The sequence below is a fragment of the Arthrobacter sp. sptzw42 genome, from assembly GCF_059089685.1.
Window position 1 is genome coordinate 91,444 of sequence record NZ_JBNHEX010000007.1, and the last position, 23,532, is coordinate 114,975.

The 23,532-nt window shown below is 66.4% G+C and carries 23 protein-coding genes; 13 read left to right on the forward strand and 10 right to left on the reverse strand.

Annotation, left to right across the window (positions count from 1 at the left end):
• Nucleotides 1-126: 126 nt before the first annotated feature.
• A complete protein-coding gene (locus AC5RT4_RS10920; RefSeq protein WP_494105714.1) occupies nucleotides 127-630 on the forward strand; it encodes a 2'-5' RNA ligase family protein in 504 nt (167 codons plus the stop codon).
• Here the strand turns inward: AC5RT4_RS10920 and pgm are convergent.
• On the reverse strand, nucleotides 627-2,303 hold the full coding sequence (gene pgm, locus AC5RT4_RS10925; RefSeq protein ID WP_494105715.1) for a phosphoglucomutase (alpha-D-glucose-1,6-bisphosphate-dependent): 1,677 nt from the start codon (nucleotides 2,301-2,303) through the stop codon (nucleotides 627-629). The genes AC5RT4_RS10920 and pgm overlap by 4 nt on opposite strands.
• Nucleotides 2,304-2,528: 225 nt before the next feature.
• Between pgm and AC5RT4_RS10930 the strand changes: the two genes are divergently transcribed.
• Nucleotides 2,529-3,410 (forward strand): nuclease-related domain-containing protein, encoded by an 882-nt coding sequence (locus AC5RT4_RS10930; protein ID WP_494105716.1) that lies wholly within the window; start codon nucleotides 2,529-2,531, stop codon nucleotides 3,408-3,410.
• A 58-nt stretch (nucleotides 3,411-3,468) separates the two neighbouring features.
• On the opposite strand, the gene AC5RT4_RS10935 is transcribed toward AC5RT4_RS10930, so the two are convergent.
• From AC5RT4_RS10935 to AC5RT4_RS10955, 5 genes are all read right to left on the reverse strand, one after another.
• Nucleotides 3,469-4,140, reverse strand: coding sequence for a hypothetical protein (locus AC5RT4_RS10935; protein WP_494105717.1), 672 nt, complete (start codon nucleotides 4,138-4,140; stop codon nucleotides 3,469-3,471).
• A gap of 111 nt (nucleotides 4,141-4,251) precedes the next feature.
• Nucleotides 4,252-4,704 (reverse strand): LapA family protein, encoded by a 453-nt coding sequence (locus AC5RT4_RS10940; protein WP_494105718.1) that lies wholly within the window; start codon nucleotides 4,702-4,704, stop codon nucleotides 4,252-4,254.
• A gap of 504 nt (nucleotides 4,705-5,208) precedes the next feature.
• A complete protein-coding gene (locus AC5RT4_RS10945; RefSeq protein WP_494105719.1) occupies nucleotides 5,209-5,436 on the reverse strand; it encodes an RNA-binding protein in 228 nt (75 codons plus the stop codon).
• A gap of 132 nt (nucleotides 5,437-5,568) precedes the next feature.
• Nucleotides 5,569-6,990 (reverse strand): amidase, encoded by a 1,422-nt coding sequence (locus tag AC5RT4_RS10950; RefSeq protein WP_494105720.1) that lies wholly within the window; start codon nucleotides 6,988-6,990, stop codon nucleotides 5,569-5,571.
• Nucleotides 6,983-7,717, reverse strand: coding sequence for a Type 1 glutamine amidotransferase-like domain-containing protein (locus AC5RT4_RS10955; protein ID WP_494040390.1), 735 nt, complete (start codon nucleotides 7,715-7,717; stop codon nucleotides 6,983-6,985). The genes AC5RT4_RS10950 and AC5RT4_RS10955 overlap by 8 nt, the downstream gene beginning before the upstream one ends.
• A 113-nt stretch (nucleotides 7,718-7,830) precedes the next feature.
• Here AC5RT4_RS10955 and AC5RT4_RS10960 point away from each other — a divergent pair, with 113 nt between their 5' ends.
• The 3 genes from AC5RT4_RS10960 to AC5RT4_RS10970 all read left to right on the forward strand — a co-directional run bounded on the left by AC5RT4_RS10960 (nucleotide 7,831) and on the right by AC5RT4_RS10970 (nucleotide 9,504).
• On the forward strand, nucleotides 7,831-8,157 hold the full coding sequence (locus AC5RT4_RS10960; protein WP_387548349.1) for a rhodanese-like domain-containing protein: 327 nt from the start codon (nucleotides 7,831-7,833) through the stop codon (nucleotides 8,155-8,157).
• A gap of 68 nt (nucleotides 8,158-8,225) precedes the next feature.
• A complete protein-coding gene (gene pheA, locus AC5RT4_RS10965; protein WP_494105721.1) occupies nucleotides 8,226-9,206 on the forward strand; it encodes a prephenate dehydratase in 981 nt (326 codons plus the stop codon).
• Nucleotides 9,207-9,297: 91 nt separating this feature from the next.
• Nucleotides 9,298-9,504: a hypothetical protein gene (locus AC5RT4_RS10970; RefSeq protein ID WP_494040392.1), complete on the forward strand. Its 207-nt coding sequence runs from the start codon at nucleotides 9,298-9,300 to the stop codon at nucleotides 9,502-9,504.
• Between the two features lie 10 nt (nucleotides 9,505-9,514).
• On the opposite strand, the gene AC5RT4_RS10975 is transcribed toward AC5RT4_RS10970, so the two are convergent.
• Entirely contained in the window at nucleotides 9,515-10,579 is a 1,065-nt protein-coding gene (locus tag AC5RT4_RS10975; RefSeq protein ID WP_494105722.1) for a diacylglycerol/lipid kinase family protein, read from the reverse strand.
• 91 nt (nucleotides 10,580-10,670) lie between these two features.
• On the opposite strand from AC5RT4_RS10975, the gene serS reads away from it, so the two are divergent.
• The 3 genes from serS (at nucleotide 10,671) to AC5RT4_RS10990 (ending at nucleotide 13,623) form a co-directional block, all read left to right on the forward strand.
• Nucleotides 10,671-11,951, forward strand: coding sequence for a serine--tRNA ligase (serS, locus tag AC5RT4_RS10980; RefSeq protein WP_494040779.1), 1,281 nt, complete (start codon nucleotides 10,671-10,673; stop codon nucleotides 11,949-11,951).
• A gap of 150 nt (nucleotides 11,952-12,101) precedes the next feature.
• A complete protein-coding gene (locus AC5RT4_RS10985; protein ID WP_494040394.1) occupies nucleotides 12,102-12,962 on the forward strand; it encodes an HAD family hydrolase in 861 nt (286 codons plus the stop codon).
• A gap of 76 nt (nucleotides 12,963-13,038) precedes the next feature.
• Nucleotides 13,039-13,623, forward strand: a complete 585-nt coding sequence (locus AC5RT4_RS10990) for a histidine phosphatase family protein (RefSeq protein ID WP_494040395.1) — start codon at nucleotides 13,039-13,041, stop codon at nucleotides 13,621-13,623.
• A gap of 113 nt (nucleotides 13,624-13,736) precedes the next feature.
• Here the strand turns inward: AC5RT4_RS10990 and AC5RT4_RS10995 are convergent, their stop codons facing one another.
• Nucleotides 13,737-14,336 carry a hypothetical protein gene (locus tag AC5RT4_RS10995; RefSeq protein ID WP_494040396.1) on the reverse strand — a complete coding sequence of 200 codons (600 nt, stop codon included), beginning with the start codon at nucleotides 14,334-14,336 and terminating at the stop codon, nucleotides 13,737-13,739.
• Nucleotides 14,337-14,456: 120 nt separating this feature from the next.
• Here AC5RT4_RS10995 and AC5RT4_RS11000 point away from each other — a divergent pair, with 120 nt between their 5' ends.
• The gene (locus AC5RT4_RS11000) at nucleotides 14,457-16,847 is read left to right on the forward strand and encodes a phosphoketolase family protein (protein ID WP_494105723.1); all 2,391 of its coding nucleotides are present in this window, start codon (nucleotides 14,457-14,459) and stop codon (nucleotides 16,845-16,847) included.
• Nucleotides 16,848-16,890: 43 nt separating this feature from the next.
• On the opposite strand, the gene AC5RT4_RS11005 is transcribed toward AC5RT4_RS11000, so the two are convergent.
• On the reverse strand, nucleotides 16,891-18,285 hold the full coding sequence (locus tag AC5RT4_RS11005; protein ID WP_494040398.1) for a carboxylesterase family protein: 1,395 nt from the start codon (nucleotides 18,283-18,285) through the stop codon (nucleotides 16,891-16,893).
• Between the two features lie 116 nt (nucleotides 18,286-18,401).
• Entirely contained in the window at nucleotides 18,402-18,890 is a 489-nt protein-coding gene (locus tag AC5RT4_RS11010; RefSeq protein ID WP_104044131.1) for an inorganic diphosphatase, read from the reverse strand.
• A 154-nt stretch (nucleotides 18,891-19,044) separates the two neighbouring features.
• Between AC5RT4_RS11010 and dacB the strand changes: the two genes are divergently transcribed.
• The 4 genes from dacB (at nucleotide 19,045) to hpt (ending at nucleotide 23,531) form a co-directional block, all read left to right on the forward strand.
• Nucleotides 19,045-20,565 carry a D-alanyl-D-alanine carboxypeptidase/D-alanyl-D-alanine endopeptidase gene (dacB, locus tag AC5RT4_RS11015; RefSeq protein WP_494105724.1) on the forward strand — a complete coding sequence of 507 codons (1,521 nt, stop codon included), beginning with the start codon at nucleotides 19,045-19,047 and terminating at the stop codon, nucleotides 20,563-20,565.
• A gap of 108 nt (nucleotides 20,566-20,673) precedes the next feature.
• Nucleotides 20,674-21,807: a zinc-dependent metalloprotease gene (locus AC5RT4_RS11020; RefSeq protein WP_494040400.1), complete on the forward strand. Its 1,134-nt coding sequence runs from the start codon at nucleotides 20,674-20,676 to the stop codon at nucleotides 21,805-21,807.
• An 83-nt stretch (nucleotides 21,808-21,890) separates the two neighbouring features.
• Nucleotides 21,891-22,949, forward strand: a complete 1,059-nt coding sequence (gene tilS, locus AC5RT4_RS11025) for a tRNA lysidine(34) synthetase TilS (RefSeq protein ID WP_494040401.1) — start codon at nucleotides 21,891-21,893, stop codon at nucleotides 22,947-22,949.
• A gap of 30 nt (nucleotides 22,950-22,979) precedes the next feature.
• Nucleotides 22,980-23,531 carry a hypoxanthine phosphoribosyltransferase gene (hpt, locus tag AC5RT4_RS11030; RefSeq protein WP_041651844.1) on the forward strand — a complete coding sequence of 184 codons (552 nt, stop codon included), beginning with the start codon at nucleotides 22,980-22,982 and terminating at the stop codon, nucleotides 23,529-23,531.
• Nucleotide 23,532: the final 1 nt, after the last annotated feature.

The window sequence follows — 23,532 nt, forward strand, 5'->3', positions numbered from 1 at the left end:
CACCCGGACGCTCTCTCACTTAATGCGCCTTTTGCACAAACGCTCTTTCACCCCATGAAAGAGCGTTTGTGCTTAACCTGCATTAAGTGAGAGAGCGTCGCGGGGGGGTGGTGGGAGACTGGGCAGATGCGGAATCTCATCTTCGTCGTGTTCGTCGAAGCCGTGGCTGACAACGCAGTTTTCCTGCGCACTGACTGGCCGCTGCACATCACCCTGGTGAGGTTCGACGTCGACAGCCCGGACGGTGCCGACCCTGCCGTCGGCGCTGCCGCACTTGCCGACGGCCCTGCCCGCAGGGCACTCGGCGCCCGCCTCACCGCAGGGGAGGACGCAGGGTTTGGCCGGAACGGTTCCGTGCCCGTCAGCCTCATCGAACCGCAGCCGGACCTCCAGGCCCTGCACGAAGAGCTGGTGGCGGCCGTTGGGAACCTCGACGGCAAGGTCCTGACGCCCGGCCATACCCTCTCCGGCTACCGGCCCCACGTTTCGCACCACGGCGGCAGGCGGCTGAACCCGGGTGAGGAGGTGGTGCTGGACCGGATTGCCCTGGTGGACATGGCGCCGGACGGTGACCGCACCGTCCGGCGCATCCTGCGGCTGTGGGGCCAGGGGCCCGCAGCAACCGTTTAGGCGATGACGCCGTCCACCAGGGCTTTGGCTTCGGCCTGCACCTGCTTGAGGTGCTCCTCGCCCTTGAAGGACTCGGCGTAGATCTTGTAAACGTCTTCCGTGCCGGACGGGCGGGCGGCGAACCAGGCGTTCTCTGTGACCACCTTGAGCCCGCCGATGGACGCGCCGTTCCCCGGCGCTTCCGTGAGCTTGGAAAGGATCGGCTCGCCGGCCAGCTCGGTTGCCGTCACGTCCGACGGCGAGAGCTTGCCGAGTGCCGACTTCTGCTCGCGGGTAGCGGCGGCGTCAATGCGCGCGTAGACCGGGGCGCCGAACTGGTCGGTCAGGCCCTTGTAGAGCTGGGACGGGGACTTGCCCGTGACCGCCGTGATTTCCGAAGCGAGAAGGGCCAGCAGGATGCCGTCCTTGTCCGTGGTCCAAACGCTGCCGTCCTTCTTGTTGAAGGAGGCGCCGGCTGATTCCTCACCGCCGAACGCACCCTCGCCGGAGAGCAGCCCGGGAACGAACCACTTGAAGCCCACCGGAACTTCCACCAGCTTCCGGCCGAGGCTCTCTGCCACCCGGTCAATGATCGAGGAGGACACCAAGGTCTTGCCCACCACGGAATTCGGGTTCCAGCCGCTGCGGTTGCGGTAGAGGTAGTCGATGGCGACAGCGAGGTAGTGGTTGGGGTTCATCAGCCCGCCCACCCCATCAACAACAGGTGTGACGATGCCGTGGCGGTCAGCGTCGGCGTCGTTGCCGGTGGCAATATCGAAGGCCGGCTGGCCGGAGGACGACGCATCAGCCATGCGCCGGATCAGTGAAGCCATGGCCGCGGGGGAGGAGCAGTCCATCCGGATCTTTTCATCCCAGTCCAGTGTCATAAACGCCCACTGCGGATCCACCGTGGGGTTGACCACTGTGAGGTTCAGGTGGTGGCGCTCGCCAATCTCACTCCAGTAGTCCACTGCCGCGCCGCCCATGGGATCAGCACCAATGCGCACACCGGCCTCGCGGACGGCGTCTAGGTTCAGGACCGATGGCAGGTCATCCACGTAGCTGCTCAGGAAGTCGAACTTGCCGGTGGTGTCGGCAGCGAGTGCGTCGGCCAGCGGTACGCGCTTCACGCCCCTCAGGCCGTTTTCGAGGAGCTCATTGGCGCGGTTGGCAATCCAGCCGGTGGCATCGGAGTCGGCAGGGCCGCCGTGCGGGGGGTTGTACTTGAAGCCGCCGTCGGCCGGGGGGTTGTGGCTGGGGGTGACCACAATGCCGTCCGCCTGGGGAGCGCCGGCGCCGGCGTTCCGGTTGTAGGTGAGGATGGCGTGGCTCAGTGCCGGGGTGGGCGTGTAGCCGTGGCGGGCGTCGATAAGGACCTGGACGCCGTTGGCAGCCAGGACCTCGAGCGCGGAGTTCTGCGCCGGCTCGCTGAGGGCGTGGGTGTCCTTGGCCAGGAACAGCGGGCCGGTGATGCCCTGCCCTGCCCGGTACTCCACGATCGCCTGCGTGATGGCAACGATGTGCTGCTCGTTGAATGACGCTTTAAGGCTCGAGCCGCGGTGCCCGGAGGTTCCGAACGCCACACGCTGGCCGGGATCACCCAGATCCGGCGTGATGTCGTAATACGCGTCAAGGAGCGCAGTGATGTCAACAAGGTCCTGGGGTTGGGCAACTGTACCCGCGCGGCTAGCCATGGCTACAGCATGCCAGACCCGGGCCGGAGTCAAAACGACCCGTCCAGAATCCGGTCGTGTGTCCCGCCTGTGACGGAACCGCGTCATCAGCCGAGTAGCCCGCCTGAGTACCGGTCCGGAAAAGTACTTATATACCGCCGCCACCGCCTCCTGTTACTTTCGGAAAAACCGGGCGGAGAGTCCGTAAGCAAAGGGCGACGACGGCCTTCCGCCGTCGAAATTCCAATGAAAGCAGGGACGGCCATGGGGGCAGGGGACGGGGCAGCGGAGCACTCCAGGCTGGCCGCCGAAAGGGTCGCGAGACTCAAACGCCGGCTCGACCAGGCCGAGCACTCCACCAAGGCATGGGATGCTGGAGCAGCAGGTGAGCGCGTGGTGGCGGAGAAGCTCAGCGAGCTCGTGCCCCGCGGCTGGTACGTGCTGCATGACGTCTATTGGCCGGGTCGGCCAAAAGCCAGCCTGGATCATGTCCTGGTGGGCCCGGGCGGTGTGGTGGTGGTGGACGCCAAGAACTGGACGGGCGAAGTGCGCGTCTCCTCCGGTGTGCTGTGGCAGGGCCGGTACGCCCGCACCCAGGCCGTGGAAGGGGCGCTTGCCCAATGCGCCGCCGTCGCCTCCGTGATGGCGCCGCCCCACCGCCGGCTGGTGCGTCCCCTGATTTGTATGGCGGCCCAACCTGATCTGTTCGGCGTGACGAACGCTGACGTGCCCGTGGCTGGTTCGCAGCGCGTTGTGGGAGCCATTGAAGCTTTGCCGCCGGTGCTGGACCAGCAGACCGTGGCGGGGCTCTATGCGCACCTTGGCCAGCAGCTCACGCACGAACAGGAACCCGGAATCACGGCGTTCCGCAACGTGCGTTCCGGCACGGTGGTGAAACCGGCCGGTGCACGCCCGGCGCCCTCGGATCCTGGAGGCGAGCCCCGGCCCGTGCCGGCTGCCCGTGTTGTGCCTCCACGTACCAGGGGCCAGGGAAATGTGCGCGGAACGGCGGCCGGCGGGCGGAATCCGGACACTCGACGGCACGGCGCGTCGGGAGCAGGAGCCCTCGCGCTCCTGGCGGCGTTCGTCATTTTCGCCGTCTACGTGCTGCCCTATTTGGGGCAGTAGACCTGCGACGGCGGCCCGGGCGTGTCCTGGCGGCAGCCTGAGGGGCCGGCGCCTTCTGTTATTCCTCCACCGCGTAAAAGTCCAGATGGAAGCCGATGTCCGTTCCGGCGCCGGTCAGCTCGATATCCTGTCCCCGCATGTAGCCGCGGATCCGGTATTGGTTGCCCGGCACCACCTTGAACAGGTGCTCGTCATTGCTCCAGCCCGTAATCGCATCTGTTCCCTCGGCGTTGGAGATCGAAAGGCTTCCATCGTCCTGGTAGCCGGTGGTTTCCCGCGAGAACGTGGGCGGCGGGTTCCCGGTGCCGCTGCTCCACTCGTACCACTTCACAATGCTCTTGCTGGTGAGGTCATCGTGTGAGACCTCCCGAATCTCAGTTCCATCCGGCCGGTACTCAGTAACGGTCACGAGGTCAAAGTAGGCTGTTCCGCGCATTCCTCCCTTCGCGGACACCACCGGCATGGCCAAGTCGGCGGAAGTGTCATCGAGTGGAACCAGCGGGCTTTCGTAAAGGGCCCAGTCCGAGGTCCCTGCCGGAAGGGATGCGGTGCTGACGGTGCTTCCGGGCAAAAGGGTGCGTTCGGCAGGCTTGGGGTCGCCAGCAGATGCACAACCCGCCATGGCCAGGACAAGGATTGCCAGCATCCGGCGGGGCAGCGGGTGCCGGGTCCTTGCCGTCAATGTGGGCCGCAGACGGCGCTCTGCGGAGGCATCGTTATCACCGCGCATATAGCCCTCCTGTATTCCAGGTACAACCCCAGCTTATTCATCAGGTGGCGGGTATGTAAGGAAGCACCCTGGCCTTGTGTGGTCCGCCAGGTGCCGGAGCGCGGTGCGCTGTTACCGCTGCGGAGAGCGCGCGCGGTGCGCGTTCCGGCGAAGCTGCAGGATGCGGGCACCACCGGCCACTGCCACCAGGACGCCGCCGGTCACGCTGGCGATGAACAGTGCCATCCCCAGCGGGACAAATCCTTCCAGCCCGAAGTAGCGGACGGCCACCTGGTCCTGGTTCTGCAGGATGAAGATGATCAGGAGGATCAGCAGGATCAGGGCGGCCACGACGGCGGCCCACACCACCCCGGCACGGGTCACCCGTGGCTGGTCAGCGGCAGGCAGGGGTCCGTTTGCCGGGGTGCTCTCTGCTGCCTGCGGGCTTTGGCTTACTCCGGTCCCGGGGGCTGGGGAGTCGGCGGGGGAGGACGTTCCGGCTGAAGATGGGGCCGAGGTGTAGTTCCCGGTGCCGGGCTCCGGCTGCCGGTCCGGCGCGGGGGACGGGTAGTTCTCCGTGCTCATGCTGTTCCCTTCCTGCGGACGTGAATAATAAGCATGCTTATGGTCCCACCCTAGTCGGAGGTCTTCCTGCAGCACAACGCGGGGAAGGAGCTGAGTCCTGGAAAATCACCACGTGGCGGGAGGGGGGTGGCCTGCAGCCGTCCCGACACAGCGGAAGGGCCTCCATTGGAGTCCCTTCCGTTGTCATTGACCATGCCGGCGTCAGACCCTTTCCTCGCTCCGTTCGGCTGAAGGGGTGCGCGGTGCCGGCGTCCTGCGCCAGTTCGGGAATGCCCAGAACGTAAAGTTCTGTGCCTTCACCGGCTTTTCCGGTGTTTCTACCGGGGTTTCCTGCTTCGCTTCGGGCTGGCGGTCAGCTTCTTTTCTGGTGCTCCGTCCGAAGTCTTTGTTGCTGTAGGAATAACACATCACAGGCCTCCTTATGGTGACTGCCCTTTAATCGTCCTCCTGTTCGCCCACGGAGTCGAGGGATCCGTAGCCTGCCCTGCGAGGAGGAGGTGCAGCTTACGAGCCGCCGGAGATGACGTCCTCGGCGTCCTGCGGCCGGTGGAACTCACACGGCCCGTGGTGCCTGAGTGGAAGCAGGCAGATCCGGCCGGTGGGCAAGTGGACCATCGCACAGCGGCCGGTCCTGGCCAGGTCCTCCCTGACGTTGGCGTTGCTGAGGTCCCGCCTGCCCTGTTGCATGGGACGGGAGGCTTCGCTGGCGGTGGTGGAATGTTCAGCGCCCATGAGGGCAACTCCTCGTTGAGTATTGGCCTTTGCAGGAACGGAACCGGTGCGGTGCTGCCAGTCTTATGCATCACGGTTACGGCAGTATTAAACCCACGTTAGAACCAGGTCAACAAGGCCCCATTCGAGGCTTCAGTAACCCAATTGATGCGCCACCTGCAGCAGGAGGTTCTCGGAACCCGAGGAGCCTATTAGCTGGATACCCATCGGCAGCCCGAGGCCGGGGGCGTCGCCGGTCCAGTGGACCGGAAGGGTGACGGCGGGCAGGCCGCACACATTGACCATGGAGGACCATGGCGCGAATTCGCACTGTTTCCGGTAGTCGCCGTCGGCATCGCCTGCCCATTGTGCCGCCGGCCAGCGGTCGCCGCCGTGCGCGGTGCCGGTGAACCAGCCCACCGGGCGCGGCGTCTGGGCGAGCGCCGGCATCAGGAGCAGGTCCCACTGCGCGTACTGCGCTACGGTGTCGCGCTCAAACTGCCGCAGGAAAGCAACCGCTTCGTTCACCTTCGCCTGGCTGCGCTGCTGGGCCCGGCGGCGGAATGTCCGCGTGAGCGGCGCCAGCAGCGCTTCCCGGTGCGGACTGATCCTGGCCGTGCCCACCGGCGCCGTCCAGGCGGTGGTGAAGGCATCAGGGTAGCGGTTGTCATAGCGGATGTTCGCTTCGCTGAGCGAATGCCCCGCGTGCTCGAGAAGTTTCTCCCCCGCCCGGAGTGCGTCCAATGCCTCCTGGTCCGGAGTAAAAGGAAAGGTGCCGGACCAGGGGCTGTCCAAGGTGACGCCGATCCTTAGCCGGGGCGGCTCCTGTTCCAGCCGGGCGAGGTAGCCGCGATCCCGGGCGGACCCGGAAGGTGTGAGGGCATCCAGCATCAGGGCGGCGTCGGCGGCGCTCCTGGCCAGCGGGCCGGACACCACCAGCCGGGCCGGGTCTCCCAGGCTTTCCCCTGCCGGCACCAGCCCGCGGCCCGGCTTGAGCCCCACCAATCCGCAGGCGGCGGCCGGGATGCGGATGGACCCGCCGCCGTCCGAGCCGGGCGCGAACGGAAGAAGTCCGGCGGCCACCGCTGCGGCGCTTCCACCCGAGGAACCCCCGGAACTCCTGCTGGGAGCGTGCGGATTCCGTGACGGCGGCGCCACGCGGTTTTCGCTGTAGGCGGTCAGCCCGAATTCGGGCACCTGGGTCTTTCCCAGGGACACGCCGCCGGCATCTTTCAGGAGCGCCACCAACGGCCCGTCGTTCACGGCAGGTTTGTGGTCAAGCGCAGCACTGCCGTGCGTGGTCACCACCCCGGCCACGTCAGTGAGGTCCTTGAACGCCAGGGGCATGCCGTGCAGGAGCGGGAGCTCCTCGACAGGAATCCGGTTTCGAAGCCTGTCGGCCGCCCGGGCATGGTCCATGGCCTGTTCAGCCGTCACCGTGACAAACGCCCCGAGCAGGGGATTGTGCTGGTCAATCCGGCCCAGGAAGTGCGCTGCCGCTTCCGCTGAGGAGACCTCGCCTTTCCGGAGGTTGTCCCGAAGGGCGACGGCGGAAAGGTCGTGTAATTCAGGCAAGGTACCTCGGTTCCAGGCGTTCCTCGTCCACGCCATCTCCGTTCCGGGAAGCCGTGACGACGTAGGCGCCCTTTCCGGGGACTTCGGCTACGGCCTCCACCAGTGAGGTGCCCCGGTAAACCAGCCCGACGCCGTCGTCCGTGCAGTGCGTCTCGCCCAGCGTCCCGTCCGCCACCAGCCGGTGAACCAGCGGCCGCCTTCGCTCCTCCGAGTCGTAATGCACCCCGTTGGCGTAAGGGAGGAAGGCCAGGCCATTCGTTACTGCCCGCAGTTCGGGCCCGAAGGAATCCGTGGTTCCGCCCTTGAACCAGCAGATCGACCCGGCGGACACACCGGCCAGGACCACTCCGCTCTGCCATGCCCGGCGAAGGATATGTTCGAGGCCGTGGGCCCGCCACACTGCCAGCAGGTTCACCACCGAGCCCCCGTTGACCCACACAACGTCCTGCTCCAACAGATGCGCCTCGGGGTCGGCATGATTGGGCATGGTGAAGAGGTTCAGGTGGCTGAAGTCGAAGTCCGCCAGCCGTGCCGCTTCGTCCAGTTCTGCATGGAACGCCCGCTGGTCCCCTGCGGCGGTGCCTATATGGGTCACCTTCGGCGCCCGGCCGCTGACGCCGGAAAGTTCGACGGCGTGGTGCAGCAAAGGGCCGAACTCCAGGCGGGTGCGCATACCGGGCCTGATGCCGCCGGAAGTGGCAAGGATGGTGGGCTGCTCTGCAGGCAAAGGGCCTCCTAAAGTTTTATCCAGAAGCCTAACTTGCCGAACTTGCCGAACTTGCGGGCACGGCGCGGGCACTAGGCTTAACCCTGAACCCGATCTGCCAGACAGGACTTGCCATGAGCGATTTTGATACCGTCCGCGTCAACGACCTCCCCGCCGATGCCGCCATCCTGGATGTCCGCGAGGATTACGAATGGGTTGCCGGGCATGCTGACGGCGCCCTCCACATCCCCCTCGACCAGCTTCCCGCGCGGCTGGACGAACTCGATCCGGACCAGGATCTGTACGTCATTTGCCGCACCGGCGGCCGTTCCTTCCGCGCAGCGCAGTGGCTGACGGGCCAGGGCTACACCGCGATCAATGTCTCCGGCGGCATGGACCAGTGGCTGGAGGCCGGAAAGCCCCTGGTCTCCGACAACGGGCTCAAGCCGCTGGTTTTGTAGGGCCCCCGCAAGCTTCGCTACTTTCGGCGCCCGGCCACGGGCGCTTCCATGTCTTTGAAGGAATACCTATGCCTGCGCCCGCTGCCACCTATGCCTTCCTTGGGCCTGGGGGCACTTTCACCGAAGCAGCCCTTCTGAAGGTGCCCGGCGCTGCCGAGGCCCACCGCGTCCCGGCGTCAAACGTCAACGCCGCGCTGGACAAGGTGCGAGAGGGAGCAGTCAGTGCGGCGATGGTTCCCATCGAGAACTCAGTGGAAGGCGGTGTAACGGCCACCCTCGACGCCATTGCCACCGGTCCTGAACTGCGGATCATCCGCGAAGTCCTGGTACCCATCAGTTTTGTCCTGGTGGCCCGGCCCGGCGTAGCGCTGCAGGACATCCGGCGGGTCTCAACCCACGGCCACGCCTGGGCACAGTGCAGGCTGTGGATGGAGGCAAACCTGCCGGGAGCAGAATACGTGCCGGGATCGTCAACTGCCGCAGCAGCCGTGGGACTGCTGGACGCGGACTGCCACTACGACGCCGCCATCTGCGCGCCGCTTGTTGCCCGGGAACAGCCGGGGCTTTCCGCCCTCGCCGAGGACATCGGCGATAACCCCGGCGCTGTTACCCGCTTCATCCTGGTCAGCCGCCCCGGCATCCTGCCCGAACGGACCGGGGCGGACAAGACCACGGTTGTAGTGCCCCTGCCCGAGGACCGGCCCGGCGCGCTCATGGAGATCCTGGACCAGTTTGCCAGCAGGGGCGTGAACCTCAGCCGGATCGAATCCAGGCCCACCGGACAGTACCTCGGGCACTACTTCTTCAGCATCGATGCGGACGGCCACCTCAATGACGCTCGCGTAACCGATGCCCTGGCGGGGCTGCACCGCATCAGTCCGGCCACCCGTTTCCTTGGCTCCTACCCGCGGGCCGATGGCCAGGAGACGCGGGTGGAGCCGCATACCTCCGACAATGCCTTCGAAGCGGCACGGCAGTGGGTGGACGGGTTGCAGCCCCCCGCGGGCCGCCGGAAACCGGTTCCGGCCCTTCGCCCACAGCGTAGGTAATTGCACTTCCTACCACTTCCGCGGGCTGTGGACAATGCGTATGCTTACTTGATCCACATTGGGGGATGGCCCCTAACGAAGGGAGCGGGTCATGAGTACCAACAGCTCTGACAACGATGGCCAGGGAATGATCATCAATCCCCGCCCCACCGCCGACAACCAGGACTGGGACGGCGACGAGGCAGACCGGGCTGACCGCCTGCGCTTCGAAGAGGAACAGGCCATGATCCGTGAGCAGTCCGAGGCCCGCGCCGCCGCGAAAGCAGCCGCCGAGGCACACAAGGAAGCCCACGCCTGATCTTCGTTCCTCAGACCAGCAAATCCTGCCCTCTAACCCTGACCAACAGCGAACGCGGCTCCACCTGGACGGTAACCCTGGTGGCTTCTCCTGCCGTGTCGCCGTCGATCTGCGTGGGCATCGGTTCCGGGCACTGGATGACAATCCTGCCTGACCTGTAAACGGTCATGATGGGCAGTTTCCCGCTGTGCTTGAACATGATCTTTACGTACATCAGCAGCCAGCCGATGGCGCTGCGGGGGCTCATCACCACCACGTCCAGCATGCCGTCGTCGATCATGGCCTGCGGAATGAAATCAATGCCGCCGGGAACCAGGCCGCAGTTGGCGAAAAGGATGCTGCGGATGTTCCGGACCTGGTCGGGGCTGCCGTCCAGCGAGATCGAGACTTTTTTCCGCCGGCCGGGCAGGTGGCGCATACCGGCCTCAGTGTAGGCAAGCCAGCCGAACGTCTTTTTGAGGCCAGCGTTGGTGTCCGCCAGAACTTCGGCATCCATGCCGATGCCGGCGATCACCAGGAAGGCGTGCTCGGAGGACTGGCCGGTGCGGGAGTTCTCAATGCCCATCCGGGCGGTGTCGATGAAGCGCTGGTGGCCGAAGAGCGCCGTCTGCACACTGCCGTGGAGGTCGTTGACATCCAGGTTCACATTGCGGGCCAGCAGGTTGCCGGTACCCAGCGGAATAAGGCCCATCGCTACTCCGGTGCGGGCAAGGGACTCAGCCACCACCCGTACGGTGCCGTCACCGCCGCCCACCACAACGACGTCGGGCTTGTGCCGCAGCGCCGCCTGCACCTGCGAAAAGCCGGGGTCCTCCGCCGTGGTTTCGTAGATCACCGGCTCGTCCCAGCCGGCAGTCAGGCATGCGCGCTGGATGGTTGCCCTGGCTTCTTCCGACCGGGCCTTGACCGGGTTGAGGACGACGGCGACCCGCTGCTGGGTAAGCCCTGGTTCGTGCGCATCCCCACCTACGGCACTGCGCACGTGCAGCGCCTTGAGCCTGCGGACTCCCCACCAGCTGGAGACAGCGAAGGCAAGAGCCACCGCAATCAGCAGATAGAGAATCAGGTCGCTCATAATGGTTCAACAGTATCCCGGCGTCAGGTGCGCCGGTCCCGTACCCCGGCCCGCCGCCGTCGTACTCCTGCGGATTGGATACCCTTATGAGGTGATCGACGTAAAAGACCTCAGCGAAAACCCGGATAAGTTCCGAGCCAGCCAGCGCGCCCGCGGCGCAGACGAATCAGTGGTGGACGCGATCATCTCCGCGGACTCTGCACGCCGGGCGGCACTGATCCGCTTCGAAAACCTCCGCGCCGAGCAAAATGTATTCGGCAAAAAGGTGGCCCAGGCCAAGGGCGACGAGAAGAAGGCCCTGCTGGCCGAGGTAAAGGAGCTGGCCAACTCGGTCAAGGCCGCCTCCGCTGAGGCAGACGCCGCGCAGTTGAAGCAGGAAGAACTGCTGCGCACCATTCCCAACCTCGTCGAGGACGGCGTCCCCGAGGGCGGCGAGGACGACTACGTTGTGGTCAAGACCGTCGGCACCCCGCGGGAGTTCCCGGACTTCCAGCCCAGGGACCACCTGGAAATCGGTGAGCTGATCGGCGCGATCGACATGGAACGCGGCGCGAAGGTCTCCGGCGCGCGGTTCTATTTCCTCCGCGGTGTAGGTGCCCGGCTGGAGATGGCACTGCTGCAGATGGCCATGGACCAGGCCATCGAGGCCGGCTTTGTCCCGATGATCACGCCCACTCTGGTGCGCCCGGAGACGATGCAGGGAACGGGCTTTGACGTAAAGCACGACGCCGAGATCTACCGTCTCGCCGAAGACGACCTTTACCTTGTGGGCACCTCCGAGGTTGCGCTGGCCGGCTACCACGCCGACGAAATCCTGGACTTTTCCAAGGGCCCCATCCGCTACGCCGGCCAGAGCTCCTGCTACCGCCGGGAAGCCGGATCCCACGGCAAGGACACCCGCGGCATCATCCGCGTGCATCAGTTCAACAAGGTGGAGATGTTCATCTACACCACAGTTGAGGAAGCGGCCGCCGAGCACCAGCGCCTGCTGGCCTGGGAAGAGGAGATGCTGGCCAAGTGCGAGCTGCCGTACCGGGTCATTGACACCGCTGCCGGCGATCTTGGCATGTCCGCCGCCCGTAAGTACGACTGCGAAGCGTGGGTCCCCACCCAGGCGGCGTACCGCGAGCTGACCTCGACGTCCAACTGCACCACCTTCCAGGCCCGCCGCCTGAACATCCGCGAACGCGCGCTCAATTCCGAGGGCGTGGCCAAGGGCACCCGGGCTGTTGCCACCCTGAACGGAACGCTGGCCACCACCCGCTGGATCGTGGCACTGCTGGAGCACCACCAGAATGCGGACGGCTCGGTCAACGTGCCCAAGGCACTGCAGAAGTACCTCGGCGGGCTGGAGGTCCTCCCGGTCCTGTAGGTTCGGCTGGTCCTGGGCTTCGCCCCCTCTGGCGGACTCTGCACCTGCACTTCGCCGGTGCCGGGCCCGCCAGAGGCATTTACCAACTGTTCAATAACACTGTGGCGCGCGTCCTAGCAGGATTTTGGCGGCATCTGCTCTACTTGATGGATGACTACGCTGACTGAAACCTCAGTCGCCGGCAACGATGACCGGCGAGAGAACGAAAACAAGAACGCAGCCCAAAAGCTGATGATCGCCCTGGATGTGGACGGCACGCTGGTGGACCACGACGGCCACATGACGCCGGCCGTCCGCGAAGCGGCACAGGCAGTAGTGGCAGCCGGGCACGAGGTAATGATCGCCACCGGGCGCTCCCTCAACGCCATGCTCCCCATCCTTGAGAAAATCGGCATCGAGCGCGGCTATGCGGTGTGCTGCAACGGCGGCGTGACGCTGCGGCTTCACCCGGATCTTGAAAACGGGTACGAGGTCATCCACAAGGCCACCTTCGATCCCGCTCCTGCGCTCCGTGCACTGCGCGAGCGGCTTCCGTCGGCGAAGTACGCGCTGGAGGACGAGGACGGCAACTTCCTTTCCACCGAACGCTTCCAGGATGCCAGCTTCGGCGTCGAGGCCGTTGGCGTGGATTTTCACACCATGCTCGAGGCCACGGCAGTGCGTGTGGTGGTGTTCAGCACCGAAAACACACCCGAAGAATTCACTGAGGCGATCGAGCACATCGGCCTTGCCGGCGTCACCTACTCGGTGGGCTGGACCGCGTGGCTGGACATCGCCGCTGCCGGCGTCACCAAGGCCAGCGCCCTGGAAAGCCTGCGTGGCCGCCTCGGGATCGAACAGCACCTCACGGTGGCTGTCGGCGACGGCCGCAATGACATCGAGATGCTGAATTGGGCCGGACGGGGCGTGGCGATGGGCCAGGCCCCCGAGGAAGTCATCGCCGCCGCGGACGAAGTGACTCACTCCGTGTTCGACGACGGCGCTGCCCACGTGCTGCGAAGCCTCCTCTAAAGCTGCCGGCGGAGCGCACGCCGATGCGCACGGTCCCTGGCCAAGCGGACGCCCGTCGTCGGGCAGAATGGAAAGCATGACCCTTACGACGTTCGCCCTCATCCGCCATGGCCAGACCGACTGGAATGCGCAGCGCCGGCTGCAGGGATCCACGGACATCCCGCTGAACGAGGTGGGCCGGGCCCAGGCGCGGGATGCAGTCGCTGTCCTCGCGGCCTACGAATGGGACGCCATCGTGTCCTCACCCCTGAGCCGCGCAGCTGAGACCGCCGATGTCATCGCCGCGGGGCTTGGCCTCAGCGATGTCCGGCGCGTCCCCGAACTGGTCGAGCGCAGCTTCGGGCCCGCGGAAGGCATGCGCGCCGGGCCGGAACTCGATGCGATGCGCATTCCCGGTGGTTTCCGGGGCGCCGAAAGCGAGGACGAGGCAGCGGACCGCGGACTCGCAGCCCTGGAGGCTCTGGCTGAGGAATTCCGCGGCCGCCGGCTTCTCGTCGTCGCCCACGGAACGCTGCTTCGGGTGACCCTCAGCCGCGCCGTTGGCAGCACCCTCAAGAGCATTGACAACGCCGTACTGAACCTCGCACACCACCACGCGATCGACGGCTGGCAGCTTGAGTACTTCAACGGCGAACCGGTGCTGGCCGCCAGCCAGGGCTGACCCGCACCCCAGGTCAGCCGAGCAGCAGGGCGGCTCCAAGCAGCAACGGGACGGACAGCACGGAGGTGATCACCGCCGTCGACTGAACTGCAGCAAGCACGCCAATAGCGCCGCTACCGCACCTCGAGGATCAGTGCGAGCAGCCTTGCTGCGGCCGGCCGGGCAGCGTGTTCCTCGTTCCATTGCGCGCGGGCCACTGCTTTGCTGACCGCCTGGGTGGTGATGCCCAGTTCCTGGGCCACAGCCTTCTGCTGGCCGCGGACGCCCGGGGTGAGCAGGTCAAGGACCCGCCACTCAGCGCTGGAACGGTCCCGGACGATATGGCCCAGCAACCGGAGCACCGCTTCAGCGTCATGGGCGACATCGGCCAGGGGTCCCTCTACCGCCACCGGAACCCGCTCCTTGCTGTTCCGCAGCCGGTCCACTGCACGCCGGGCGTACACCAGTCCGTGACCGGAGGCGTCCTTAATCTGGTTGGGCAGCGGCTTGTTGACCGGCCCAACGCCGATTCCCACGTACCAGGAGCCGCAGCGCAGTGCGATCAGCGCGGCTTCCACGGCCTGGTGCGGGCAGTCCACGATGCCCTGGACCTCGTCCTCCACGGACCGGTCAAAATCCAGGCGCGCAGGAATGTGCCGCAGGTCCTTAAGTAACTGCGGCACCCGGTCGCCGTCACGCCGGCTGTCGGTCTGGTTGATGGTCAAGGTGAACATTTGAACCAAAGACTACCCGCAGGTAGCAGAGTGGGGGCAAGCGGGGTTGCCTCGCCCGGAGCCATCTGATGCGATGGACCGACGGCCGCCTTTGGCGGCGAACCCGACGTGAGGATGGTTATGGCCGGCAGCATGGGGCAGGACGAACTCGAACTCGTAGACCGCTGGTGGCGTGCTGCCAACTACCTATCCGTGGGCCAGATATACCTCCGCTCCAACCCCCTGCTGCGCGAACCGCTGAAGGCCGGGCACACCAAGTCCCGCCTGCTGGGGCACTGGGGAACCACACCCGGGCTTAACTTCGTTTACGCGCACTTGAACCGGGTGATCCGCCGCGACTCCGCCGAGATGCTCTTTGTGGCAGGTCCCGGCCACGGCGGCCCGGCCGTGGTGGCCAACGCCTGGCTGAAAGGAACATATTCCGAAATCTACGGCCACGTAGGCAACGACGCTGACGGCATGGCCGAGCTGTTCCGCCAGTTCTCCTACCCGGGCGGCATTCCCAGCCACGCCGCTCCGGAAAGCCCCGGCTCCATCAGCGAGGGCGGTGAACTCGGTTACTCCCTGGCACACGCCTACGGTTCAGTGCTCGACAATCCCCAGCTGGTAACCGCCGTCGTGATTGGCGACGGCGAGGCCGAAACCGGGCCGCTGGCGGCCAGCTGGCACTCGCACAACTTCCTGGACCCGGCGACAGACGGCGCCGTGCTGCCCATCCTGCACCTCAACGGCTACAAAATCGCCAACCCAACCATCCTTGCGCGGATGCCCGAAGCCCAGCTGGAACAGCTCCTGCGGGGTTACGGCCACGAGCCCTGTTTCGTCACCGTGAAGGACCCGGACGACACCGCGCAGGCGCACCGGGACTTCGCCGCGGCACTGGAAACCTGCATGGCCGGCATCCGCGCCATCCAGGAGTCCCGGCGCACGCCCGCCGGGACGGACGGCGCGGAGGAAAGTGACGGCGGGGCGCCCCGGTGGCCCATGATTGTGCTGCGCTCGCCGAAGGGCTGGACGGGACCACGTGAGGTTGACGGCCTCCAGGTTGAAGGGACCTGGCGGAGCCATCAGGTGCCCCTCTCGGCCGTCCACACCAATGAGGACCACCTGCGGCTGCTCGAGGAATGGCTGCAGTCCTACCGTCCTGAGGAACTGTTCGACGGCGACGGCAGGCTCCGGCCCGAGGTCGCCCGGGGTGCACCCACCGGGGACTACCGGATGAGCGCTACGCCCCACGCCAACGGCGGCCTGCTGCGCCGCCCTTTGAAGCTGCCCGACTACCGGGACCACGCGGTCGAGGTTGCCGCCGCGGGGACGGATCGCGTCAGCCCTATGATCACCCTGGGCTCGTGGATGCGGGACGTCATCGAGCTGAACATGGAAACGTTCCGGCTGTTCGGCCCGGACGAAACTGCGTCCAACCGGCTCCAAAACGTGTATGAGGTCACGGACAAGGTGTGGCAGTACCGGATTGACGACGCCGACGAGCACCTTGCGCGCTCCGGCCGGGTTATGGAGGTGCTGAGCGAGCACTTGTGCCAGGGCTGGCTGGAGGGCTACCTGCTGACCGGCCGGCACGGTGTTTTCAGTTGTTACGAGGCCTTCATCCATATCGTCGACTCGATGTTCAACCAGCACGCCAAGTGGCTGAAGGTGCACCGCAAGCTGCCGTGGCGCCAGCCTGTGGCGTCGCTGAACTACCTGCTGTCCTCGCACGTGTGGCAGCAGGACCACAACGGCTTTTCCCACCAGGACCCGGGTTTCATAGACCACGCCGTGAACAAGAAAGCAGAGGTTATCCGCGTCTACCTGCCACCGGACGCCAATACGCTGCTGTCCGTGATGGAGCACTGCCTGGCGTCCACGGACTACGTAAACATTGTGGTCAGCGGAAAGCAGCCGTCACCTACGTGGCTCGGGCCCGCCGACGCCGCCACCCACTGCCAGCGGGGACTGGGCATCTGGGAGTTCGCCGGGTCCGAGGTCCCCGGCGAGGAGCCCGACGTCGTCCTGGCCTGTGCCGGGGACGTGCCCACTGTCGAGACGGTGGCCGCGGCCGGGCTGCTTCGCGCCGGGGTGCCCGGACTAAAGGTCCGCGTGGTGAACGTGGTTGACCTGATGCGGCTGCAGGACGCAAGCGAACATCCGCATGGCCTTCCGGCACGCGATTTCGACGGGATCTTCACCCCGGACAAGCCCGTCATCTTCGCTTACCACGGCTATCCCGCGCTCATCCATCGGCTGACCTACCGGCGCAGCAACCAGGAGGGCCTGCACGTGCGCGGCTACAAGGAGGAGGGGACCACCACTACGCCTTTCGACATGGCGATGCTGAACGGCATCGACCGGTTCCAGCTGGCCATCGACGCCATCGACCGCGTGCCCGGCCTGGCGGAAAAGCATTCGCTGCTGCGGCAGGAGCTCCAGGACAGCAGGATCCGTGCCCGTGAGCACACCCGCACCCACGGGGAGGACCCGGAGGAGATCACGAACTGGAAGCTGGGTGCCTAGCCGGGATGCTTCGCGGGGGTCGCAAGTACGCCGGCCATGACTGCTACCGGCGCCGGAACATGGTGGAAGCAGTCCGCAACGCCGTTGCCGGCAGGCCGGACCGTGCCGCGGGCCGTTCTGATGTGAGCTGCAGCGCCCCGGGTATTCCACCTTTGTCCTCGAGGTCCTCGCCCCGGGCGAAGGCTGCCCAAAGGCTGCGCATTTGCCGGCCGACGGCATCCACGTCCTCCCAGCGGGCTCCCGCGATCAGCCCCACGCCGTCCCACGTGGTCCGGTTGCCGAGGAGCAGCGGGAGATCGATGGTGTGGGCAGCGCCGAAAATGTTGCGGGGGGCATGCCAATCCAGCACGTAGCGGTGGGCCTTTCCGCCGGCCCGGGCATGGCGGCGGGCGAATTTCCGGCTCGCCCGGCCATAGACCGTTTCGGTGACCACCCAGTCGATGGCCTTGACGGCGGCGTTGCCGACCACAGGCACGCCTGCGAGCCGGTGAAGGTACGGGCTGCGCGGCAGGAAGAGCCGTGCCTCCTCGGACGTGTGTCCGATCAGCACTTCGATGCCGGGGGCTGCGCGGTTCCAGGCAGCCTCGATGTCCGCTTCCCCGGGCAGGGGTGCATGGCCGTATTGGGTCCCGAAAGGCATGGCGGCCAGCATTCCGAATTTTCGGGCCACCTGCGCTACGTGGTCCTCCCGTTCCACCACGTCCATCGCCGGGGTTTCCTCCGTGACCGCTTCCGCGGCGATGCCCATCGCGTGGTTCATTTTTGCCCGCCCGCGCGAGATGCCCAGGGGCGCACTCTGGATGATTGCCCGCTGAAACAGCGACGGCGCCTCAGGGGTTGCCATGAGATGGGCGATTGCGTCCCCGCCGGCCGACTGGCCGAAGGCGGTCACCCGGCCGGCGTCGCCGCCGAAGGCAGCGATGTTCCGCTGCACCCAGCGGAATGCCTCAAGCTGGTCGAGCAGGCCCAGGTTGCCGGGCCGGCCGTTGCGGGTTGCCAGGAATCCGAACAGTCCCAGGCGGTAGGTCACCGAGACCGCCACCACCCGGTTTTCAGCCGCGAGGACCGCCGGGTCGAAGATGGCCAGGTCGCCTGAACCGGTGGTGTAGGAGCCGCCGTGGATCCAGACCATCACGGGCAGGCTCTCGTCCGGGGCAAGGTCTGCGGGCATGGTGATGGAGAGGTTCTGGCAGTCCTCGCTGCCCGGAAGCTCGCCGTAGCGGGTGCCCAGGACGTCGTCGAGGAACGGCACCGGCCCTTGCGGACAGGCGGGAGCCGGGGAGGTTGCAGCGTACGGCTCGGTCCAGTCAGGGGCAGGGACGGGAGCCTGGAAACGGCCGGCGGTGGCGTAGGGAATGCCGGTGGCCCGGATGACGTCGCCGTCCCGCCAGCCGGTGACCGGGCCGCAGGGCGGGCTGAAAGTTGGTGCGGAGTTCACGCATCAAGAGTTTCATATCCTGCTTGGAGGTACTGACAGACAACGACGGCGGGTGCCTGGCTTTCGCAAGTCAGGCACCCGCCGTTGTACTGCTCCGGTGAGGGGGACAGTGGGGATTAGTGGCCCGTGGGCACGTAACGCTTGATGGAGGCTTCCAGCTCGGCTTCGGCGGCGGCGCGGTCGCCCCAGCCCTCGGCCTTGACCCACTTGCCCGGTTCCAGGTCCTTGTAGCGGGTGAAGAAGTGCTCGATTTCCTTGATCAGGAAGTCGCTGACGTCGCTGACTTCCTGGATGTGGTCGAAACGGGCGTCAACCGGCACGCACAGGACCTTGGCGTCTCCGCCGCCGTCGTCGGTCATGTTGAAAACGCCGATGGGGCGCGATTCAACAATGACGCCGGGGTGGAGGTCGAAGTCCTGCAGGAGCACCAGTGCGTCCAGCGGGTCGCCGTCTTCGCCCAGGGTGTTTTCGAAGAACCCGTAGTGCGTGGGGTACTGCATGGAGGTGAAGAGGACGCGGTCCAGGCGGACGCGGCCGGTCTCGTGGTCAACTTCGTACTTGACGCGTGATCCCTTGGGAATCTCGATGGTCACGTCATGCTTCATGGAATGCTCCTCGGCAATTGCAGGGGGTTCGCGGCACACTGGACGGCCTACCAAAAGGAGTGTCCGTGCCGCCGACTATTATTGAGGATATAGCGAGAGGCCCTGGAATCAGGAACTTGTGGGGATATTTCAGGACTTGAGGACCAGCACCAGCATGACCAAACCAACTGCCGGGGAGCCGCTGCCGGGCCGTATCCGCCGCAGTGTCCCAGGCGGCGTTGGCGGCCCCGGGAGGTCCTGGCCTGTGCTCTTGCTGACAGCCCTCCTTGTTGCCCTTCTGGTCCCCGCAGCCCTGCTGGTTGCCCCTGGTTTCCTGGGGCCCGAGCCCCCCGCGCCCGTTCCGCCGGCACCTGCGTGGCAGCAGCCCCCCGCCACGCTAAGTCCGGAGCAGGGACTCGAGCCGCTGGATGACAATGCGGCCGTCCCGCTGGCCTCCAGCGTCACAGCCCAGCTGGAGCCCCTGTTGAAGGCCGACGGCGGCGGCAACTTCACAGGGCTGGTGCAGGATGCCCTCACCGGTCAGGTCCTCTTTGACCGGGGCGGTTCCGAGAGCCGGGTCCCCGCTTCCAACCTGAAGCTGCTCACCGCAGTGGCGGCCCTGCGTTCCCTTGGCCCCGCACACCGGTTCACCACCACTGTTGTTGCAGGTCCCGCTGCCGGGCAGGTGGTGCTTGTTGGGGGTGGTGACGTCCTCCTGGCGCCCGGGGATTCCAACGGGAACGAGGTGATGGGCCACGGGGGCCTTGCCACGCTTGCTGCCGCGGCGGTCCAGGCGCTTTCTGCAGCGGGGACAACCGGAGAGATCAAGGTCCTCGTGGATGATTCCCTCTTCACCGGCCCGGCGCTGAATCCCGCCTGGGGAAGCGGCGATGTGGCGGCCGGTGAAGTGGCGCCAATTTACCCTCTGGCATTGAACTCGGCACGCTACGACCCCGCCGTCACTACCGGGCCCCGCCCGCAGGACTCGGCCATCACGGCAGGCGAGGAGTTCGCGGCCCGGCTCCGGGCGGCAGGCGCGGCCGCGGGACTGACCGTGGCGGCCGCCGTCGAACGTTCCCCCGGCACTGGGCAGGCAGCGGGCGGGCCGGCCGGGGAAGCAGGCGGGGCAGCACTGGCCAAAGTGGAGTCCGCCACCGTGGCCGAGCAGGTGGACCTCATGCTCCGCGAATCGGACAACTACCTTGCGGAGGTCCTCGGACGGATGGCAGCGGCAGCGGCAGGCCAGCCAGGCAGTAATGACGGGGCCACTGCCGCCGTCCGCGCGCAGCTCGCCGAAGCCGGAATCCCCGCTGATGCGGTGACGCTGGTTGACGTGTGCGGCCTGGCCATGGGAAACCAGGTCTCGGCCCGGCAGCTCGCCGAAGTGGTCCGGGTGATAACCACAGGCACGGACGAAAGGCTGCGGGCCGCCCTGGACGGGTTCCCGGTGGCCGGCCTCACCGGAACCCTGAACACCCGTTACCGTGACGACTCAACAGCCCGGGGTGCAGGGTTGGTCCGGGCCAAAACCGGCACGCTGAATACAGTGCTGGCGCTCAGCGGCTACGTGGTGGACGCCGACGGCCGCCTCCTGGTCTTCTCCTTCATAGGCAACGGGCTTACGCCGGGCGCCGCCGGCAACAGGGCGGCGCTGGACCAGGCCGCGACGGCGCTGGCGGCCTGCGGCTGCCGGTGACGCCGGACAAGGCCGTCAGGACACCGCGCCCACTTCGCGGACGTGCCGGGGTTCGCCGGTCAGCGAACTTAAGGACTATCCCGGGGCTGCTGTGGTCTGATGGGAGCTATGGAGTCCACTGCAAGTGAGTCGTCAGCCCAAACCTTGTCCAGCCAGGCATCGTCCCTGATCAACTGGGACCTCGCCGCCTCCACCGCGGCGCGGCTGGTTCCTGCCGGCCCGGTCCTGAACCAGGCGGAAATAGGTGACGCCGTGGACAGCCTTCGCCGCCTTGCGGATGCCTCGGTGGAGCACGTCCACGAGATTACCGGCCTGGAAGCGGCGCGGGACCTCCGCGATTCCACAGTGCTGGTTGTGGACCGCGCCTCATGGGCGAAAGCCAACACCCAAAGCTTCGCCGTAATGCTCAAGCCCGCCATGGAAAAGATGCTCGAGAACCGGCGCGGCACGGTGAGTCCCGCCGCGGCCAGTGTCAGCGGCGCCATCACCGGCAGCCAGCTCGGTGCGGTCCTCGCCTTCCTCTCCAGCAAGGTTTTGGGCCAGTACGATCCCTTTGCCGCCCTTGCCGAAGGTTCCACGGCGCCGTCGGGCGGGCGACTGCTCCTCGTCGCCCCCAACATCGTGGCCGTGGAGCGCGAACTGAACGTCACTCCCGAGGACTTCCGCCTTTGGGTCTGCCTCCACGAACAGACGCACAGGGTCCAGTTCGCGGCCGCTCCCTGGCTGCGGCACCACATGCTGGAGCAGATCGACGAACTCAGCGGGCATCTGCTGGGCAACGTTGACACGCTGATGGAGCGGGCCACCGCCGCTGCCCGTTCCCTGAAGGACCGTACGGGCAATGGAAACACGCCTGGACGGGGCGCCATTTTGGACCTCCTGCAGGATCCGGAGGAGAAGGCCGCCATTTCGCACCTCACCGCCGTGATGAGCCTGCTCGAAGGCCACGCCAACGTGGTGATGGACGCCGTGGATGCCAGCATCGTGCCGTCCGTGAAGACCATCCGCCAGCGGTTCAACGACCGCGGCAAGGACCGCGGCGTGGTGGAAAAGTTCATCCGCAGCCTGCTGGGCCTGGACGCGAAGATGCGCCAGTACTCCGACGGCGCCCGTTTTGTCCGTGCCGTGGTGGACGCCGCCGGAATGGACGGCTTCAACCGGGTCTGGGAGTCCGTGGACCACCTGCCCACCGAGCCGGAAATCCACGACGCCAAGCTGTGGCTCGAGCGGATGGGAATCTGATCAATACCGCGCCCCAACCCGCCCAGCGCAGCGGCCGTCTGCGGCCCGGACGGCTCGCGCCCGTGGTCGGGACGGCGCGGAAGATGCTTCAGGACGCTCTGGCCCGGGCCGGTTATCCGCGGCACGTACTGGTGGCGTGCAGCGGCGGCCCGGATTCGCTCGCCTTGGCATCGGTGGCCGCCTACTTCGCCCGTCGCGGACACGTTGACGGCCACCCCATCTCGGTGGGCGCGGTGGTGGTGGATCACCAACTGCAGGAGGGTTCTGCAGCGGTCGCGGCGGAAACAGCGGAGGTCCTGGCGGAACTCGGCCTTGCCCCCGTGGAAGTCAGGCGGGTGACGGTAGCCGGAGAAGGGCTCGGGCCGGAAGCCGCGGCGCGTCAAGCCCGGCACGCAGCGCTCGAAGCGGCCGCAGGCGCCCAGGGAGCGGACGCAGTCCTGCTGGGCCACACCCTGGATGACCAGGCCGAGCAGGTGCTGCTGGGCCTGGCCCGTGGTTCCGGCACCCGTTCGCTGGCAGGGATGAGGCCGTCGCGGGGGAAGCTGCTGAGGCCGTTCCTGGGACTCCGCCGGGCGGACACCGAGGAAATTTGTGCAGTTGAAGACCTGCGTCCGTGGCACGATCCCAGCAACTCTGACCCGGCCTTCGCCCGGTCACGCACCCGGGTGGAAGTGCTGCCACACCTCGAGGAAAAGCTGGGTCCCGGCGTCGCCGAGTCCTTGGCCCGCACCGCGTCCATCCTTCAGCTGGACGCCGACTACCTGGAGGATGTGGCAGAAGCCACCTTCACGTCACTGGTGGAGCGGAACGGCTCGGAATTAAGCCTTCCCGAGGAGGCGTTGCGCGCTCTTGCCCCCGCCATCCGGTTCCGGGTGATCGCCAAGGCAGCGGCCGGCGTCGGCGGGCAGCAGCCCAGTTACCAGCGGCTTCTGGCGGCGGAAGCGTTGCTGCGGCGGCAGGGCTCGGCCGGCCCGGTTGAGTTGCCCGGGGGAGTGGGAGTGTACAGGTTGTCGCTGGCGCAGCTTGAGGACGTACCTGCCGCGGACCGCCCTGCCGCCGCCGATCCGGACTCACCCGGTCCCCGCGGAGGCGCACGCTGTGGGAAGCTAGTATTCCGGCCTCAAAAACCGCCCGCAAAATAGTCGCACCCCGCATCTACACAGGAGCCATTGGTGGATTCAAACGACGTCCAGGCAGACCTCAAGCACGTTCTCTACACCAAGGAGCAAATCCAGCAGCGGATCACCGAACTTGCTGCCCAGATCGACAAGGACTACGAGGGCCGCGAAATCCTGATCGTGGGCGTCCTCAAAGGCGCCGTCATGGTCATGGCCGATCTTGCGCGGGCACTCCACAGCCACATCTCCATGGACTGGATGGCTGTTTCTTCCTACGGTTCGGGTACCCAGTCGTCCGGCGTTGTCCGTATCCTCAAGGACCTGGACACTGACCTGATGGGCAAGGACGTACTGATCGTCGAGGACATCATCGACTCCGGCCTGACGCTGTCCTGGTTGAAGACCAACCTGGAGTCCCGTGGTACCGCCTCAGTTGAGATCTGCACCGCCTTCCGCAAGCCCACGGCCGCGAAGGTGGAAATCGACGTCAAGTACGTTGGCTACGACATCCCCAACGAATTCGTCGTGGGCTACGGCCTGGACTACGCCGAGAAGTACCGCAACCTTGACTTCGTGGGAACCCTGGCACCGCACGTTTACGAGTAGG

Bases quoted from the DNA above. Each gene is read 5' to 3' on its own strand.
- AC5RT4_RS10930 (WP_494105716.1), top strand. From the start codon at position 2,529: ATGAAAGCAGGGACGGCCATGGGGGCAGGGGACGGGGCAGCGGAGCAC.
- pheA (WP_494105721.1), top strand. From the start codon at position 8,226: ATGCCTGCGCCCGCTGCCACCTATGCCTTCCTTGGGCCTGGGGGCACT.
- AC5RT4_RS10975 (WP_494105722.1), bottom strand. From the start codon at position 10,579: ATGAGCGACCTGATTCTCTATCTGCTGATTGCGGTGGCTCTTGCCTTC.
- AC5RT4_RS10960 (WP_387548349.1), top strand. From the start codon at position 7,831: ATGAGCGATTTTGATACCGTCCGCGTCAACGACCTCCCCGCCGATGCC.
- AC5RT4_RS10920 (WP_494105714.1), top strand. From the start codon at position 127: ATGCGGAATCTCATCTTCGTCGTGTTCGTCGAAGCCGTGGCTGACAAC.
- AC5RT4_RS10995 (WP_494040396.1), bottom strand. From the start codon at position 14,336: ATGTTCACCTTGACCATCAACCAGACCGACAGCCGGCGTGACGGCGAC.
- dacB (WP_494105724.1), top strand. From the start codon at position 19,045: ATGACCAAACCAACTGCCGGGGAGCCGCTGCCGGGCCGTATCCGCCGC.
- pgm (WP_494105715.1), bottom strand. From the start codon at position 2,303: ATGGCTAGCCGCGCGGGTACAGTTGCCCAACCCCAGGACCTTGTTGAC.
- AC5RT4_RS10985 (WP_494040394.1), top strand. From the start codon at position 12,102: ATGACTACGCTGACTGAAACCTCAGTCGCCGGCAACGATGACCGGCGA.
- AC5RT4_RS10990 (WP_494040395.1), top strand. From the start codon at position 13,039: ATGACCCTTACGACGTTCGCCCTCATCCGCCATGGCCAGACCGACTGG.
- AC5RT4_RS10940 (WP_494105718.1), bottom strand. From the start codon at position 4,704: ATGAGCACGGAGAACTACCCGTCCCCCGCGCCGGACCGGCAGCCGGAG.
- AC5RT4_RS11020 (WP_494040400.1), top strand. From the start codon at position 20,674: ATGGAGTCCACTGCAAGTGAGTCGTCAGCCCAAACCTTGTCCAGCCAG.
- AC5RT4_RS11000 (WP_494105723.1), top strand. From the start codon at position 14,457: ATGGCCGGCAGCATGGGGCAGGACGAACTCGAACTCGTAGACCGCTGG.
- AC5RT4_RS10970 (WP_494040392.1), top strand. From the start codon at position 9,298: ATGAGTACCAACAGCTCTGACAACGATGGCCAGGGAATGATCATCAAT.
- AC5RT4_RS11010 (WP_104044131.1), bottom strand. From the start codon at position 18,890: ATGAAGCATGACGTGACCATCGAGATTCCCAAGGGATCACGCGTCAAG.
- AC5RT4_RS10945 (WP_494105719.1), bottom strand. From the start codon at position 5,436: ATGGGCGCTGAACATTCCACCACCGCCAGCGAAGCCTCCCGTCCCATG.
- tilS (WP_494040401.1), top strand. From the start codon at position 21,891: ATGCTTCAGGACGCTCTGGCCCGGGCCGGTTATCCGCGGCACGTACTG.
- AC5RT4_RS10935 (WP_494105717.1), bottom strand. From the start codon at position 4,140: ATGCGCGGTGATAACGATGCCTCCGCAGAGCGCCGTCTGCGGCCCACA.